Genomic DNA, 14,318 nt, shown 5'->3' on the forward strand with positions numbered 1-14,318 from the left:
GCGCGGGCGCTATACATGGACTTTGAGAACGGATGCGGTCAAGGAAAAGCTGAGTGTCAAGCGGCGTAGCAAACAAGTATCTCACATACCAGGATGCAGGGCATACCGGGTTCTGGCGCGGGGTCGCGGCAGGGATCGCGGCGTCGGTCGTCGTGCTTCTGGTCCTGGCGATTATCTTCCCCCCGACGGTCTACGAGCCGCCGAGCCTTGCGCCGGAAGCCGACCAGCCGCCCGATGCGATCACGAGCCCGGACGCGGCCGCCGCGACCCCTGCGGAGCCTGGCCGGGTCGGCCCCCTCGTGGTCGAGGCGCCCGCGCCCCTTCTTTCGGAGGTTCCGCCGGGCGACACGCCTCCGGGCCTCGAAATCCTCGACCTGCCGGCGGCGCCCGATGTCTTTGACGGTGGCGAGGCGGGCTCGCCTTCGCTATTCCGCCCGGCCGAGGGCGCTGAAAGCGCTCAGCCCACGCGCTGAACGCGAGCCTCTGGCTTAACCTCCCCTTCGGAGATTCGACTTCAAGTTGCTGCGCATGCGTGGCATTGCACAGCAAACCAGAGATCAGCAGAGACCGAAGGTCGTTTTCGGCTGTGTTTGCTACAAGACCTACTGGCTCCTCACGCCTCCGGGCCTCGTCTTTATTCCTTTGTGGTTGGCCTATCCAGCGGCCGGTTCGGCAACCGAACCTCAGTCCAGTGGAATGTTCGTATTCCTGATAGTCGGTTGGGTGCTCGCGGTTACAAGCGCCCTATGTCTAATCGGGTTGCTCACCGGTGCGCCGCGGCTCGAGATCTGGCCCGACCGCATTAGGTTGCGCAATCACATCGGCATTGTTCGCAACGTCAACTTGGACCACATGGGAAGACCGCATCTCGTTGCCGCGCCGAGCGACTCGCTCGCCCTGGCCTTCATTGACCGAATTCGCGAGCAGGTCCTGATCGGTGCGGATTCGAGTTTTTCCCTCACCTGGATGATGGCCGACAAGACACTTCTTCTGGATGGTCTCATCGGCCGGAGCCGATCCCCTTCCGAGATAGTGGAAACGATTGAGCGTCTTCGGACGCCGCGTGATGCCGAGCCAATTCCCGAAGAGGCGGCCTATGTGGTCCTGAATGACCACAATTTGCGCCACAACCGAAGATTCGCTTTCTTGCTAGTCTTCTGGATCATCGGTGTGGCCGCGATATTCGTGCCTCTGTTCTTGTTTGAAGGCTGAGAAAATCTCAGCCCATCCACATGCGGATCGGCATCCAGAGCCCCATGAGGATCATCATCAGGTTTTCGGTCAACGAGACGAACCCGAGCGGGACATTGCTCCCGCCGCCGACGCAGGCACATTTCAGTTCCCGCTTGTCGATATAGACCGCCTTGAAGACCGAGATTGCGCCGATCGTCCCGATGAAAAGCGCCACGGGTGCCGCGATCCATATCAGTGCGCCCGCCACCATCAGCACACCGGCCAGCGTCTCGCCATAGGGATAGATGTAGGCATAGCGCACCTCGCGCCGGGCAAGCAGGTCATAGTTCAGGAACATGGTCGAGAAACTCTCCACATCCTGTAGCTTCTGTATGCCAAGGATCGTCATCGATATGGCAATGAACCATTCGAAGGCGCGCAAGGTGAACACGTTCCCGAAGAAGGACCAGCTCAGCCCGAGCGCCATCAGCGCCGCGACGGCAAAGATCGTGATCACCGGCCGATAGGTTGTCTCGTCCTCCTTCGGCAGCGGCCTGTCGAAAAAGGCGCGGGTCTCTTCGTAGCCGCCGATCCGCTCCCCCTCGATGAACACCTGCGGTGTCGTGCTCACGCCGTGTTCCTTCTGGAAGGCGTCGGTTTCCTCGCGTGTGCGCAGCGGGTGGTCTTCGACCTCGTAGCCCTCGCGTTCCAGAAGCGATTTCGTCTTGAGCCCGAATGGGCACAGGTGATCCGGCATCACCATCCGGAATAGCGCGGCGGTCTTGCGGTCGCTTGCAGCAGTGAGCGGGTTGCGGGCCATCTCGGTGTCGGATGCAGTCGTGTCAGCGGGCATCTGCCTCTCCCTGATCTGGTTTTCCGGTTCAGGTCGTCCCTCCTTTAGCTAGGGCCATTCCCTTGCGTTTGTAGGCTGCGACCTTATCAGGGGTTGATTTCGACCCGATGCGCCTCACAAATGCCCCCAAATCGGAGGAGCCCAATGCCAGACCTGCCAGCCTCGATCGACGCCGCCCAGGACATGCTCGGGAAAGCCGGCTATGTTTCGGGGCGCGGCCTCTCGACGGTCGTGTTTCTCAGCCTCAGGCTCGGTCGTCCGCTCTTCCTCGAAGGCGAGGCGGGCGTCGGCAAGACCGAGATCGCCAAGGCATTGTCGGCGGCGCTCGGTCGTCGGCTCATTCGTCTGCAATGCTACGAGGGGCTCGATGCCACATCGGCCGTCTACGAGTGGAACTTCCCTGCCCAGATGGTCGCGATCCGCACGGCGGAAGCCGAGGGCGGCGCCGACCGCCAGAGTCTCACGAACGAGCTCTTTTCCGATCGCTTTCTCATCCGCCGGCCGCTCCTCGAGGCCATGCAACCGCAGGAGGGCGGTCCGCCGGTTCTGCTCATCGACGAACTCGACCGCACCGATGAACCCTTCGAGGCCTTCCTCCTGGAGGCCCTTTCCGATTTTCAGGTGACGATCCCCGAGCTCGGCACCGTCTCGGCCGGCGAGCCGCCCATCGTGATCCTTACCTCGAACCGAACCCGCGAGGTCCATGACGCGCTCAAGCGCCGCTGTCTCTACCACTGGGTCGACTACCCCGATTTCGACCGGGAATACGCGATCCTCCGCGCCAAGGCCCCCGAGGCGACCGAGGCTCTTACCCGCGAGGTCGTGACCTTCGTCCAGCGCCTGCGGGGCGAGGATCTCTTCAAGAAGCCCGGCGTGGCCGAGGCCATCGACTGGGCCAAGTGCCTTGTGGCGCTGGACGCGGTGCAACTCTCGCCACAGGTCATTGCCGACACGCTGGGTGCGCTACTGAAATACCAGGACGACATTGCCCGAATGCAGGGTTCCGAGGTGAAGCGCATCCTCGATGAAGCCTCCGCAGCGCTTGCTCCTGTCTGACGCCGCTCAGGCCAGTTTCAGAAGTCCCATCCCCGCCAGCAGCAGCGCGATCCCGCTGAAGATCGTGCGGATCTGGTTCCAGACCTGCCATGGACCGGAATAGGCCTCCCAGATCTGCCTGAGCGCCTCCGTGTTCTCAGGCAGGGCAACCAGGGCAAGCGCCTCGTTCATCGGCACATTGACCGCCATGGTCAGTACCAGCCCTCCGAGCAGATAGACGATCCCTGCCGCGGCAAACCGGCGCGCGGCATTTGCCCGACCCGATCGCCAGGCCCATGCCGCTACGGCAAGGGAAACGAAAGGCGTCGCAAAGAAGGCGGGCGCAAAGACCGCGTTGCGCACCGAGCCGTTCATCGCCCGCATTGCCTCGATGGCCGTGAGCGGGGGCAGCGTGTCGAGTCCCCACATGGTCGAACAGACCCAGGCATAGAAAAACCCGAAGATGGCCCCATGGAGGATAAGCGCAGTGAGCGCTGTGGCCGCAAGCGGGGAAGGCAGATGTCTTGCCATGACGAAAATCCGTAATTCTGTTTACGCTTGCGTCTATCCGTAATGAGGATTACGGATTCGGTCAATCGGCTTTCGGAGGCACAGTGCGGGAAGACAGGCGCAGCAATCGCCGGGCAGAGATCGAAGCGGCTGCATACGAGGTGCTGGCCGAAAGCGGCTTTGCGGCCGCCTCGATGCTCAGCATCGCCAGACGCGCCAGGGCGTCCAACGAAACGCTCTACCGGTGGTATGGCGACAAGACCGGCCTCTTCCGCGCGCTTGTGGCCGGAAATGCCGAAAGTCTGAGAGCCCAGCTCGAAGGCGACCTTGCAAGTGGCTGTCCGCCCGAGGTCGCGATGGAGCGTCTGGGTCCCGCGCTTCTCGCCACGCTCCTGTCCGACCGGGCTATCGCGCTCAATCGCGCCGCCGCCGCCGATCCCACCGATACGCTGGGCCACGAACTTGCTGCGGCCGGACGCGACGTGATCGCACCCCTGATCGCCGATGTACTCGCGCGTGCCGCCACCGCCGGCCTCTTCCGCTTCGACGACCCGACAGTGGCCGCCGCGCGCTATATCGACCTGCTGGTGGGCGATCTGCAGATCCGCCGTGCAACCGGTGCGCTCCCATCCCCGACAGACGCCGAGATCGAGGCCCGCGCCGCGCGCGCGCTTGCAGATCTTGCGCGGCTCTATCCCCCGACGCGTCCGGACGTTAAGGTCAAGGCATGAACGCGGCATCCGACATCACCGGCGAAGGCAAGCTCGCCGCCAACATTACCCATTTCGCTCGAGCGCTCCGCCGGGCGGGCATTCCCGTCGGCACGGGCCGGGTGGTGGATGCCATCCGCGCCGTCGAGGCCGTGGGCTTTACCGACAAGGCCGATTTCTACCACACGCTCCAGGCCTGTTTCGTCAGCCGCCCCGAACACCGCCTCGTCTTCGCGCAGATCTTCCGGCTCTACTGGCGGGATCCGCAGTTCATGGAACACATGATGTCGATCCTGATGCCGACGCTGCGCAACATGAACGACGCGCCCGACCCGTCGGCGGCGGAACGTCGCGCGGCCGAAGCGCTTCTCGATGGCGCGGAGGCCCCCGAGTCGCCCGAACGTCCCGAGACCGGGGAGGAGGTCGAGATCGACCTTTCGCTGACTGCTTCCATCGACGAGACCCTGAAGACCGCCGATTTCGAGCAGATGTCCACCGCCGAGATTGCCGCCGCAAAGCGCGCCATCGCCCGGTTCGATCTCGATGTCCGCCCCATCGCCAGCCGACGAACCAGGGCGGATAGCCGTGGCCATATTCCCGACTGGCAGGCGACGATGCGCGCAAGCCTGCGGGCCGGTGGCGACATCAAGGCGCTGGAATGGCGCAAGCGGCGTATCCGCTGGCCGAACCTCGTGGCACTTTGCGACATTTCCGGCTCGATGTCGGCCTATTCCCGCATGTTGTTGCATTTCCTGCATGCGGTCTCCAACACGCGTGGTCCCGGCTGGGCGCAGGTCCATGCCTTCACCTTCGGCACGCGGCTCACCAACATCACCCGCCACCTGAGGCAACGCGACGTCGACGCTGCCCTCGACGCCGCAGGGCAAGAGGCCCAGGACTGGGAGGGTGGAACCCGGATCGGCGCGACCCTCCACGAATTCAACCGGGACTGGTCGCGCCGCGTGCTGGGGCAGGGGGCGGTGGTCCTGCTGATCACCGACGGGCTTGACCGCGATGATCCCGAACTTCTCGCCCGCGAAATGGAACGGCTCCATCTGTCGGCGCGCCGCCTTGTCTGGCTCAACCCGCTCCTCCGCTGGGACGGATTCGCGCCGAAAGCTCGCGGTATCCGGGCGATTCTCCCGCATGTGGACAGTTTTCGCGCCTGCCACAATCTCGCGAGCCTAGAAGACCTCGCATCGGTGCTGACCGGGCCTGAAAAGCCGGGCGACAGGGCGCGGTTGCAGGCCATGCTGGCCGCCTGAGGCCCCAGCAAGCGCGTATTCGCCTATCTTCGCGCCGAGACTCCGCAGAAGTTGTTTCAATTTATTGGCGAACCGTGTTTCTCTTGAAGGAGATATCCGGGGGCTCTGGCAATTTACTCCGCCGATGCATTGTTGAACCGCCCCGCATTGCGATTGATCGAAGGAGGGAAGCATGTTCACGGAAGCCGTGCGCGTCGAACATCCCAGGGAATTGCTGGCGCGCGAAACGGCATTGCGGTCGGAATCGGGCCGGATGCGGATGCGCGACGCGGCCAAGGCGCTCGGACTGCCAGAAGCGGCCCTCGTGGAAGCCCGCCGCGCGACCGGCGCCGCGACCCGCCTGCGTCGCCCCGACATTTCGGAAGGTTTCGGAGCGCTGATCGCGAGGTTGCCCGAGGCAGGACCGCTCATGGCGCTGACCCGCAACGATGCTTGCGTGCACGAGAAGCAGGGCACCTATTCTCGCCCGGAGTTCCACGGTGCGATGGGGCAGGTTCTCGGTGCGATCGACCTCCGGCTTTTCCTCAAGTACTGGACCCACGGCTATCAGCTTGTGGAGGAAACGCCCCGTGGCCTGCGCGCCTCTCTCCAGTTCTTCGACCAAAGCGGCACCGCGATCCACAAGATTTATCCCACCGAGGCCACCGATGATGCGGCCTTCTGCGCCATCGTGACGGATTTCGCCGATCACGAGGCTCCGCTTGCTTCCTTCGATCCGCCTGCGGCCCCACCTGAGGAGACGCCTGACGACCAGATCGACATTCCGGGCCTGCGCGCCGCCTGGGACAATCTCGAGCACAGTCACGCGTTCCACGGCCTCGTCCGCGATTTCGGGGTCTCCCGGCTGCAGGCCCTGCGTCTCGGCGGAGGGGATCGGGCGCGACCCGTTCCCGCGGCAATGGCTCGCCGGGTGTTGGAGGGTGTCGCTGCGCGCGCCCTGCCGATCATGGTTTTCGTGAGCAATCCGGGCTGCGTCCAGATCCATTCCGGCCCTGTAGAGCATGTCGAGACCGTCGGGCCATGGCTCAATGTCCTGGATCCGAACTTCAACCTGCATCTGCGCGAGGACCTCATCGCCAGCGCCTGGATCGTGCGCAAGCCTTCGACCCGCGGCGACATCCATTCGCTCGAGCTCTTCGACCGATCGGGCGACTGCATCTGCCAGGTTTTTGGTGAGCGTCTGCCCGGCCAAAGCGAGCGAATGGACTGGCGCGAACTGATCGCGGGATTGGCTGCTGAGAAGCCACCCGCCTGACGAGAGCCAGCGCCACGGGGCGCGATCTATCAGGCGCCTCCAGCCAGGCTCGGAAAGACGGCCGCATCATCCAGCCCGTTCCCGTCCCCCAAGTTCTTGCTGCGGTGCAAATGAACCTTTATGCCGATCGCTCGCGGCGCTAGTTTCAGATTGTTTTCATGACCTTTTTACGTAGCGTGCCTCAGACCATGCCCCATTCCGCATTTCCAGTACCTCCGAGCCAGAAGCTGCTGCATTGCTACATTCTGATCCTGATTGTGGTTCAATACCTTGCGTTCGGCTCGATCGGGTTCTTTTTCGATAACCTCCTGCGCGCGGGCACCCGTTCCTATCCCCCGGTCGTGATCGGCCATTTCGCCGCTGGTGGGGTGATCTGCCTGCTCGTGGTCTGGCGTGCCGTATCCGACTTCATCGGGGTCCGAGACATGCCTCCGCTTTCTCCGCGGCCCACGGCCTGGGTGGCGCGGGCGTCCATGGCTCTACTTTATGCCGTCCTGGTCGCGCTGGCTCTCCTTGGCCTTTTGGCATGGTGCTTTGCCTCGGAAGTTCTGGCGCGCGGGCATGACCTGCTTGCGCGCGCGCTTCCGATTCTGATTGTTGCCCGGATTGCCGTAATGACGGCGGATGGTTTCGTCGTGGGACGCGCGGCCCGGAAACGCCGCCAATCCGGATCGAACTAGGCAATGTGACTAGCCCGTCTGGGTTCCACTTCAGCCTGTGCCGCCCGACAGAAGCAGTGCGATGATCGCGGCAAGCCCCAGCGAGACGAACTGCCAGAACCGCACCGGATCGCGCTCGGCAAGTGGCGCGGTGCGCCGCGAAGCCCGGCGGGGATCGGGGCGCGACAGGTCGGTCACGAACTCCGAGAGCGCGGGATACCTGCGGCCCGGTTCAACGGCAAGCGCGCGGGAGAGCGTCTCGTCCATCCAGCCGGGTACATGGCGCGTGTCGTTGCGGGCCGGCGTGTAGCGAAGCTTGCGTTGCGCGATGATGCTGCGCGCACTCGAAACCGCGATACCGTAGGGCAGCCGGCCTGTCAGCATCTCGTAGGCAATCACCGCCAAGGAGAACTGGTCCGAGGCCGGCGTTCCGATCTCGCCGAGGAAATACTCCGGCGCGGTATACTGCACGGTGCCCAGAATGTCCTCGCTGCGGCCCAGATCCGACAGCTCCATCACTCCGGCCACCCGGACCGCACCGAAATCGATGAGCCGCACCGTTCCGTCGCCGTCGAGCATCACGTTCTCTGGGCGCAGGTCCTGATGCACCATATCCCGGCGATGGAAGGCCCGCAGCCCGGCGGCGATCTGCCCGACGATGTCGCGCACCTGCGCGAGACTTGGCACCGGATTGTCATGCATCCACTGGCGAAGGCTCTGCCCTTCCACATACTCCATCACGGAATAGATCGCAGTTCGGGCCTGGTCGGGCGGGCGTGCCCGTAGGACATGCGGGTTCGAGATCCGCTGCGCGACCCATTCCTCCATCATCATCTGCTGCAGATGCGCCCGGTTTTCCCCCATGTCGGCGGCCGGCACCTTGAGCGCGACCCGCGCGCCCGATCCGGGCGCCACCGCAAGATAGATCCGGCTGCGTGCACTTGAATGCAGGATGCGCAGCAGCCTGTATCCATCGATCTCTGCTGGTGGCTCCAGAAGCGGCGCGGGTGGAAGCAGATCCACCTCGCGCGCGAGGGCATCGGCGCCTGCGTCCTCGGGCAGCGCATCCACCGTCACAACCACCGCCGTGAGGTTGTCGGGACTGCCGGCCGCGAGCGCCAACTCCACAAGCCGGGCCGCCGCCGCCTCCGGGTCGGGAAGTGCCGCAGCCTCCGCCATCTTCCGGGCGGGCAGGTGGTCATGCACGCCGTCAGTGCTGAGCAGGAAACGCGCGCCTTCCTCGACCGGCACCTCCCGGTGATCGATCTCGACATTGTGGCTCAGGCCGAGTGCGCGGGCGAGAACGCTTCCCTCGGCCGAGATCTGGACCCGGTGATCCTCGGTAAGCCGCTCCAGTGCGCCTCCGGTGATGCGGTGAATGCGCACATCGCCCGTGTGGAAGAGGTAGCCCCGGCGTCCCTTCAGGACGAGGGCGGCAAAACTGCACAGATGACCGCGATCGGGGTCCTGCCAGTCCTGCCCGCGCCGGGTCTCCGCATGGAGCCAGGCATTCGCGGCATCGATGACGAGACAGGCCGAGCTTCGCACCGATAGTGCTTCGGACGTGGCGTAGTAGTCGTCGAGAAACGAGCGCACCGCGGTCTCGGCCGCCGCGCGTCCGAACCGGCTCGTCGAGATCCCGTCTGCCACCGCGACCGCAACGCCCTTGAGCGCGCGCGCAGGCCCTTCCGGGATCACTGCCCCATGGAAGTCCTGGTTCTCGGCCTTCCGGCCCGCATCCGTGCACTGGCCGACACGAACCTCAAGTCTCTCGCTCACCGGCACCTCCGCACGCGAAAGCCCCGCCGGTTGGGGCGGGGCTGCTTGGTCATTGCTCCGGGGCAGGGCTTACTCCGCCGGGACCTGCGCGAGCTTTGCCTCGGCATTGCGCTTCGGCGATTCCCTGTAGTGGGTGGAGTAGATCATGCCGCCGACGAAGGTCAGGCCGCCGACAAGATTGCCGAGGATCACCGGGATCTCGTTATAGGCCAGGTAGTCGAACCAGGTGAACTGACCGCCCAGCATGATGCCGCTCGGGAAGAGGAACATGTTCACGATGGAATGCTCGAAACCGAGGTAGAAGAAGACGAGGATCGGCATCCACATCGCCATGATCTTGCCGGAAACGGAGGTCGACATCATTGCGGCCACGACGCCGGTGGAAACCATCCAGTTGCACATCACGGCACGGATGAAGACCGTCAGCATGCCCGAGGCGCCCGCTGCCGCATAGCCCACCGTCCGGCTTTCGCCGATCACGCCGATCCGCTGTCCGATCGCGTTCGGCTCCTGGCTGAAGCCCATGGTGAAGATGATCGCCATGAACACCGCGGTGGTCATCGCGCCGGCGAAATTGCCGCAGAACACGAGACCCCAGTTGCGGAACACGCCGTTCCAGGTGCAGCCCGGCCGCTTCGCGATGACCGCAAGAGGGCAGAGGGTGAAGACGCCGGTCAGCAGGTCGAAGCCCAGCAGGTAGAGCATGCAGAAGCCCACCGGGAAAAGCAGCGAGGCCACGAGGAAGTCGCCGGTGTTGACCGCGATGGTCACGGCGAAAGCGGCGGCAAGCGCCAGGATCGCACCGGCCATGTAGGCGCGGATGAGCGTATCCTTGGTGGACATGAAGATCTTGGATTCGCCCGCGTCGATCATCTTCGTCGCGAAATCCTTGGGCATCACGTAGGACATGAAAGGGTTCCTTGCAGGGTGTCGGTTCCGGGGTTTCGGGGAGGCGCGCTGGAGGGGCTCGTCCTCCGGCAAAGACATCGGCGCGGTCAGGCCGGAAATGGGGCCTGCGCTGTTTCCTGGTCGGAATGCGGGATGGAGGGGGATGCTTGTGCCGCATTCCGCGACCCATCCCCACATGGGGCGGGCCGGTGTCACACAGCGCCTTTGCTGGTCGCCAGATCTGGCGGTGTCAGGAAGGGCCGCGCCGTTGCGGCAGAAGCCTGGAGCGCGGAAACGAAATTCCGTTCGCGACCCCAGGTCACAAAGTAGTTTTGCTTCTAGACCAGTGATCTCGCAGGTGCAAGAAAAATTGTCTTCCAGCGAATTTGGCCGCTATTGCGCGCAATTCGTGCACAATAACTGATCAGAAGTCGCTCCTTCAGGCTGTTTCGGCCCGGCGCCCGTCCTCTACCAGCACGCGAATCATCCATCCAAGCATCACCGCGTTGAGCAGATGCCAGAGGAAATGCGTGCCAAGCGGCAAGCTCGCGCAAATCTCCCGGTCGATGGTGCGGAAAAAGAGCGAGACGAGCAGGATTGATGCGCCCACGGCGAGCCCGCGCGCGGTCTCCGGCCGCCTCCGGCGCAAGAGCAGGGCATAGCCCAGGATCAGCACAGGCACCGGCATGTAGCTCATCGAGCCGTTGAGCCCGCCCACAAGCGGCTCGAAAACCGCCCCGAACGCCGCCGAGTAGGGAATGTATGCCACCACCGCGATTGCACCGGCCCAGAGGGGAAGGGCAAGGAACCGCACCGTCGCGAGAAAGACGTAGGCCAGAATGAAAATGAGGATCGGGATCACGTCCGCCATCATCGCCCAGATCTGCGCATGGGTGTGAAAGAGCCATGAGCCGACCCCGATCAGCACGAGGATCACCGAGAGCGCTTGTCCGCCCCGATCGCCCGCGCGTGCCGAAAGCCGCAGGGCCCAAAGGCCTGCGAGGACGAAGGCGAGATTTGTCAGCGCGTTAACCGGCTCGGACCAGTAGGTGAAATCGGTGCGTTCGCAGTAGCTGTTGACCTGACGAAACCAGTCCATTGAAACTCCGCGAGGGCGTGGATCGTTGAACATGCATCCGACCAGAAACGAGGAGGGAATTGAAATGAAGATTACGTGGCTGGGCCATTCCGGATTTCGCATCGAGATCGCGGGCGAAGTGCTGCTGATCGACCCCTGGTTCGACGGCAACCCGAGTTTCGAGGGTCAGGACCGGAAGGCCGCCATCGAGGGCGCCACCCACATCCTACTGAGCCATGGCCATTTCGACCACGCCACCGATGTGGTCGGCATCGCGAAGGAACTCGACATCCCCATGGTCGGCATCTTCGACCTGATGGGCTACTGGGAAGGCAAGCACGGGATCAAGACCGTGGGCTTCAACAAGGGCGGCACCGTGAAGCTCGGCGATGTCTCCGTCACCATGGTCAACGCGGTCCACTCCTCCTCCTATGGGGGTGAGGAAGGGCCGGTCTATGCCGGCGCGGAAGCGGGCTACATGATCTCCGGCGAAGGACACACGATCTACTTCTCCGGCGATACTGATGTGATGGCGGACATGGAGATCTTCGAGGATCTGCACCACCCCGATATTGGCATTCTCTGCGCGGGCGGGCATTTCACCATGGACATGAAGCGTGCGGCCTACGCCGCAAAGCGGTTCTTCAACTTCCAGACCCTGATCCCCTGCCACTACAAGACCTTCCCGCTGCTCGAGCAGAGCGCCGATGCGCTCAAATCCGGCCTTCCGGGCGTGAACGTCATCGAGCCCGAAATCATGGTGCCTTTCGAGATCTGATCACGGGGCCGATTGGCCATGAGGAGCTTGATTTATGGGGTAGGTGCGGCCTTGCGGGCCGCGCCGGGGGGCCTTTGAAAGGCCCAGGCCCACCGTCGCACGCCGTCGCCCCAGTTACCCGCGCTTCGTCTCGCAGGCCCTGATCACCCCGTTGGTCGTGTCTGTCAGCGCATCTGCGGACACGGGCGGTGCGCCGGTGTGGGGCGGTGAGAGTTGAAGGCTCAGACCGGGTTCTGCGCGCCGACGAAATACATCAACTCGCCTTCGTCATCGAAGAGCGGCCGGATCCGAAGCCGGTTCATGAACGGTTCCCCGGACTTGTGATAGTTCAGAATGTCGATGGTGAAGGTCGTCTGTGCCTTCAGGGCCGCGCGGATCGCCTCCACCGCCTTCGGATCGGTCTCGGGCCCCTGCAGGAACCGGCAGTTGCGCCCGAGCGATTCCTCGGGGGTGTATCCGGTCTGCGCCTCGAACTCCTCGCTGATATAGATCATCGGGTTGTCCGGCAGGGACGGCTTGGTGATCACCACGCTCATCGACCGCTCGTCGGACTCCAGCATGCTGATCAGATCGTCTTCGCTGGGAACCGATTCCCGAACTGTCTCCGTCATGGTTTGCCTCGCAGATCACCCATTCGTCTTGGCCCCATCCTAGACCAAAACCGATCACGACGGAAACACCCGTCTCGACAGGGATTTGTCTGCTGTTGGGCGGGTGTCAGTGCGTGTCGGTGCCGCGCTCCGGTTTCGCGCCCATGCGCCGCGCGAGGCGGGACAGTGCGGGCCGAACCGGAAGGAAGGCGCGATAGGCCAGCTCGAGGATCGAGGCAACAGGCCGGGACCCGGCCATGCGACCCGCGACACGCCACCCCGGCAGGGCCTCCCAGACAGCGGCGAAGGCCGCAGCACCGGAGAGCAGCGAGCCATCGGCCCGGCGCACATGAAAGCGCCGCATGGCCGCATCCCGGTCGAGATCTGCGCCCGGTGCCGCATCCGGCGCGGATACATCCACCAGTCGCAACGCCTCGCTGCCCTTGCGCGAGCGGTAGTAGCGCATCTCCGCGGCACAGAGCGGGCAGGAGCCATCGTAGTAGACGGTCAGATCGCAGGTGCCCGCGTCGCCATCGGCTGTCTTCTCCGTCATTGTCTCGCCCGCTCTTTCCATGCTTCACCGCAAGATAGCGCAGCCTGCGTCGATGTCATGCTCCGGGCTGCGGCGGCTCCCCGCAATCAGTCCTCCAGGCGGATGAACTTGCCGAACTTCGTGACGGCGATATCGCGAACGATCTCGGAGAAAGTGGTGTAGGCCGTGGCGTCACCGGCGGTCTTGCGCCAGACGATGCCGATCGAGCGCGTGAACCGGTCCCCCCGGAACGGCACCACGGCAACATCCGCATCGGGCTGGGAAATCTCCGACTGAACGTAGAGAGCGGGAAGGAAGGTCAGCCCCATGTCCATGGCAGCCATCTGGCGCAGCGCGTCGAGGCTCGTGCCCTCGTACTCCTGGTGGATGTTGGCCCCGACCTCCTGCGCCAGCGCCGCAATCTGCACATGCAGCGTGAACGCGCTGGAGAGCGTCAGCAGGTTCTGTCCGGCGAGGTCGGCATCGTCGACAGAGGCGCGCTCCGCCAGCGGGTGATCGCGTGCCATGACGAGCCGGAGCGGCTCCCGGAACAGCCGCCGGACGGTGACATCGCTCGAGGCCACCGGAAGCTGCGTCAGGATCAGGTCGTGCCGGCCATCGAGCAATTCCTGCAACAGGTCTCGCGGCGCACCGTCCCGAACAAGCAGCCGCAGCGACGGATAGGCGTCATGCAACCGCCGCACGACCGAGGGCAGGATATAGGGGCCGAGCGCCGGAGAGGAGCCAAGGCGGATCATCCCAGAGAGCCCGGATTTCAAGCGCCCAGACAGGTCCACCAGCGCAGAAACGTCGTCGAGAATGCGCTTGGCCCGTCCGAGAACCTCGCGCCCGGCCGGTGTGAGAACCGCACCCGCACGTCCGCGTTCCACCAGTTGCAGGCGCAGTACCTCTTCGAGATTGGCAATCTGCAGACTGAGCGAGGGCTGGCTGATGCCGACGCGCTCGGCGGCCTTGCGGTAATGCCCGGTCTCCGCGAGCGCGGCGAAATACTGCAGTTGCCTCAAGGTCGGTTGCGGGTTCATCGATAGGTTTTTCCGATGGAAATTTCTAGAAGCATAGTCTCGAACAATCGCCTCCGCAACATCATCTGTCTGGAACAGCGGCAGGAAGCGAAACAAGGGAGGGTGCGTTGGACGGCCCGTCAGATCCGAAGACGACAGACAGGCCATCGACAGCGGTCAGTGCATCCCCA

General features: G+C 64.0%; 16 protein-coding genes. 8 read left to right on the top strand and 8 right to left on the bottom strand.

The annotated features are described in order from the left end of the window. The first annotated feature begins 53 nt into the window (after nucleotides 1-53). Nucleotides 54-473 (top strand): hypothetical protein, encoded by a 420-nt coding sequence (locus ACP15W_RS04755; RefSeq protein ID WP_424931710.1) that lies wholly within the window; start codon nucleotides 54-56, stop codon nucleotides 471-473. Between the two features lie 55 nt (nucleotides 474-528). Then, nucleotides 529-1,212, top strand: coding sequence for a hypothetical protein (locus ACP15W_RS04760; RefSeq protein WP_424931711.1), 684 nt, complete (start codon nucleotides 529-531; stop codon nucleotides 1,210-1,212). A gap of 7 nt (nucleotides 1,213-1,219) precedes the next feature. Here the strand turns inward: ACP15W_RS04760 and ACP15W_RS04765 are convergent, their stop codons facing one another. After that, the gene (locus ACP15W_RS04765) at nucleotides 1,220-1,936 is read right to left on the bottom strand and encodes a MauE/DoxX family redox-associated membrane protein (RefSeq protein ID WP_424932277.1); all 717 of its coding nucleotides are present in this window, start codon (nucleotides 1,934-1,936) and stop codon (nucleotides 1,220-1,222) included. Between the two features lie 234 nt (nucleotides 1,937-2,170). Here ACP15W_RS04765 and ACP15W_RS04770 point away from each other — a divergent pair, with 234 nt between their 5' ends. Further along, on the top strand, nucleotides 2,171-3,082 hold the full coding sequence (locus tag ACP15W_RS04770) for an AAA family ATPase (protein WP_424931712.1): 912 nt from the start codon (nucleotides 2,171-2,173) through the stop codon (nucleotides 3,080-3,082). Between the two features lie 6 nt (nucleotides 3,083-3,088). On the opposite strand, the gene ACP15W_RS04775 is transcribed toward ACP15W_RS04770, so the two are convergent. After that, nucleotides 3,089-3,592 carry a DUF1772 domain-containing protein gene (locus ACP15W_RS04775; protein WP_424931713.1) on the bottom strand — a complete coding sequence of 168 codons (504 nt, stop codon included), beginning with the start codon at nucleotides 3,590-3,592 and terminating at the stop codon, nucleotides 3,089-3,091. An 83-nt stretch (nucleotides 3,593-3,675) separates the two neighbouring features. Here ACP15W_RS04775 and ACP15W_RS04780 point away from each other — a divergent pair, with 83 nt between their 5' ends. From ACP15W_RS04780 to ACP15W_RS04795, 4 genes are all read left to right on the top strand, one after another. Next, nucleotides 3,676-4,302, top strand: a complete 627-nt coding sequence (locus ACP15W_RS04780) for a TetR/AcrR family transcriptional regulator (RefSeq protein ID WP_424931714.1) — start codon at nucleotides 3,676-3,678, stop codon at nucleotides 4,300-4,302. Continuing rightward, the gene (locus ACP15W_RS04785; RefSeq protein ID WP_424931715.1) at nucleotides 4,299-5,546 is read left to right on the top strand and encodes a vWA domain-containing protein; all 1,248 of its coding nucleotides are present in this window, start codon (nucleotides 4,299-4,301) and stop codon (nucleotides 5,544-5,546) included. The genes ACP15W_RS04780 and ACP15W_RS04785 overlap by 4 nt, the downstream gene beginning before the upstream one ends. Before the next feature lie 172 nt (nucleotides 5,547-5,718). Then, nucleotides 5,719-6,801 carry a hemin-degrading factor gene (locus ACP15W_RS04790; RefSeq protein WP_424931716.1) on the top strand — a complete coding sequence of 361 codons (1,083 nt, stop codon included), beginning with the start codon at nucleotides 5,719-5,721 and terminating at the stop codon, nucleotides 6,799-6,801. 158 nt (nucleotides 6,802-6,959) lie between these two features. After that, nucleotides 6,960-7,481: a hypothetical protein gene (locus ACP15W_RS04795; protein ID WP_424931717.1), complete on the top strand. Its 522-nt coding sequence runs from the start codon at nucleotides 6,960-6,962 to the stop codon at nucleotides 7,479-7,481. A 30-nt stretch (nucleotides 7,482-7,511) separates the two neighbouring features. On the opposite strand, the gene ACP15W_RS04800 is transcribed toward ACP15W_RS04795, so the two are convergent. The 3 genes from ACP15W_RS04800 to ACP15W_RS04810 all read right to left on the bottom strand — a co-directional run bounded on the left by ACP15W_RS04800 (nucleotide 7,512) and on the right by ACP15W_RS04810 (nucleotide 11,226). Next, nucleotides 7,512-9,239, bottom strand: a complete 1,728-nt coding sequence (locus ACP15W_RS04800) for a protein kinase domain-containing protein (RefSeq protein ID WP_424931718.1) — start codon at nucleotides 9,237-9,239, stop codon at nucleotides 7,512-7,514. Between the two features lie 69 nt (nucleotides 9,240-9,308). Further along, nucleotides 9,309-10,148, bottom strand: a complete 840-nt coding sequence (locus tag ACP15W_RS04805) for a formate/nitrite transporter family protein (RefSeq protein WP_424931719.1) — start codon at nucleotides 10,146-10,148, stop codon at nucleotides 9,309-9,311. A gap of 418 nt (nucleotides 10,149-10,566) precedes the next feature. Then, nucleotides 10,567-11,226, bottom strand: a complete 660-nt coding sequence (locus ACP15W_RS04810; protein WP_424931720.1) for a ceramidase domain-containing protein — start codon at nucleotides 11,224-11,226, stop codon at nucleotides 10,567-10,569. Between the two features lie 64 nt (nucleotides 11,227-11,290). Between ACP15W_RS04810 and ACP15W_RS04815 the strand changes: the two genes are divergently transcribed. After that, nucleotides 11,291-11,983: a metal-dependent hydrolase gene (locus tag ACP15W_RS04815; RefSeq protein ID WP_424931721.1), complete on the top strand. Its 693-nt coding sequence runs from the start codon at nucleotides 11,291-11,293 to the stop codon at nucleotides 11,981-11,983. Nucleotides 11,984-12,204: 221 nt separating this feature from the next. Here the strand turns inward: ACP15W_RS04815 and ACP15W_RS04820 are convergent, their stop codons facing one another. From ACP15W_RS04820 to ACP15W_RS04830, 3 genes are all read right to left on the bottom strand, one after another. Continuing rightward, nucleotides 12,205-12,594: a PAS domain-containing protein gene (locus tag ACP15W_RS04820; protein ID WP_424931722.1), complete on the bottom strand. Its 390-nt coding sequence runs from the start codon at nucleotides 12,592-12,594 to the stop codon at nucleotides 12,205-12,207. A 106-nt stretch (nucleotides 12,595-12,700) separates the two neighbouring features. Continuing rightward, nucleotides 12,701-13,126 (bottom strand): thiol-disulfide oxidoreductase DCC family protein, encoded by a 426-nt coding sequence (locus ACP15W_RS04825; protein WP_424931723.1) that lies wholly within the window; start codon nucleotides 13,124-13,126, stop codon nucleotides 12,701-12,703. An 86-nt stretch (nucleotides 13,127-13,212) separates the two neighbouring features. Beyond that, nucleotides 13,213-14,148, bottom strand: coding sequence for a hydrogen peroxide-inducible genes activator (locus tag ACP15W_RS04830; protein ID WP_424931724.1), 936 nt, complete (start codon nucleotides 14,146-14,148; stop codon nucleotides 13,213-13,215). Nucleotides 14,149-14,318 lie beyond the last annotated feature (170 nt).

Source organism: Amaricoccus macauensis, assembly GCF_049800915.1.
GTDB classification, from domain to species: domain Bacteria; phylum Pseudomonadota; class Alphaproteobacteria; order Rhodobacterales; family Rhodobacteraceae; genus Amaricoccus; species Amaricoccus macauensis_A.

Coding starts and splice junctions, on each gene's coding strand:
- ACP15W_RS04760 (WP_424931711.1), top strand. CDS start 529: ATGCGTGGCATTGCACAGCAAACCAGAGATCAGCAGAGACCGAAGGTC.
- ACP15W_RS04775 (WP_424931713.1), bottom strand. CDS start 3,592: ATGGCAAGACATCTGCCTTCCCCGCTTGCGGCCACAGCGCTCACTGCG.
- ACP15W_RS04770 (WP_424931712.1), top strand. CDS start 2,171: ATGCCAGACCTGCCAGCCTCGATCGACGCCGCCCAGGACATGCTCGGG.
- ACP15W_RS04785 (WP_424931715.1), top strand. CDS start 4,299: ATGAACGCGGCATCCGACATCACCGGCGAAGGCAAGCTCGCCGCCAAC.
- ACP15W_RS04830 (WP_424931724.1), bottom strand. CDS start 14,148: ATGAACCCGCAACCGACCTTGAGGCAACTGCAGTATTTCGCCGCGCTC.
- ACP15W_RS04765 (WP_424932277.1), bottom strand. CDS start 1,936: ATGGTGATGCCGGATCACCTGTGCCCATTCGGGCTCAAGACGAAATCG.
- ACP15W_RS04815 (WP_424931721.1), top strand. CDS start 11,291: ATGAAGATTACGTGGCTGGGCCATTCCGGATTTCGCATCGAGATCGCG.
- ACP15W_RS04820 (WP_424931722.1), bottom strand. CDS start 12,594: ATGACGGAGACAGTTCGGGAATCGGTTCCCAGCGAAGACGATCTGATC.
- ACP15W_RS04810 (WP_424931720.1), bottom strand. CDS start 11,226: ATGGACTGGTTTCGTCAGGTCAACAGCTACTGCGAACGCACCGATTTC.
- ACP15W_RS04790 (WP_424931716.1), top strand. CDS start 5,719: ATGTTCACGGAAGCCGTGCGCGTCGAACATCCCAGGGAATTGCTGGCG.
- ACP15W_RS04795 (WP_424931717.1), top strand. CDS start 6,960: ATGACCTTTTTACGTAGCGTGCCTCAGACCATGCCCCATTCCGCATTT.
- ACP15W_RS04825 (WP_424931723.1), bottom strand. CDS start 13,126: ATGACGGAGAAGACAGCCGATGGCGACGCGGGCACCTGCGATCTGACC.
- ACP15W_RS04805 (WP_424931719.1), bottom strand. CDS start 10,148: ATGTCCTACGTGATGCCCAAGGATTTCGCGACGAAGATGATCGACGCG.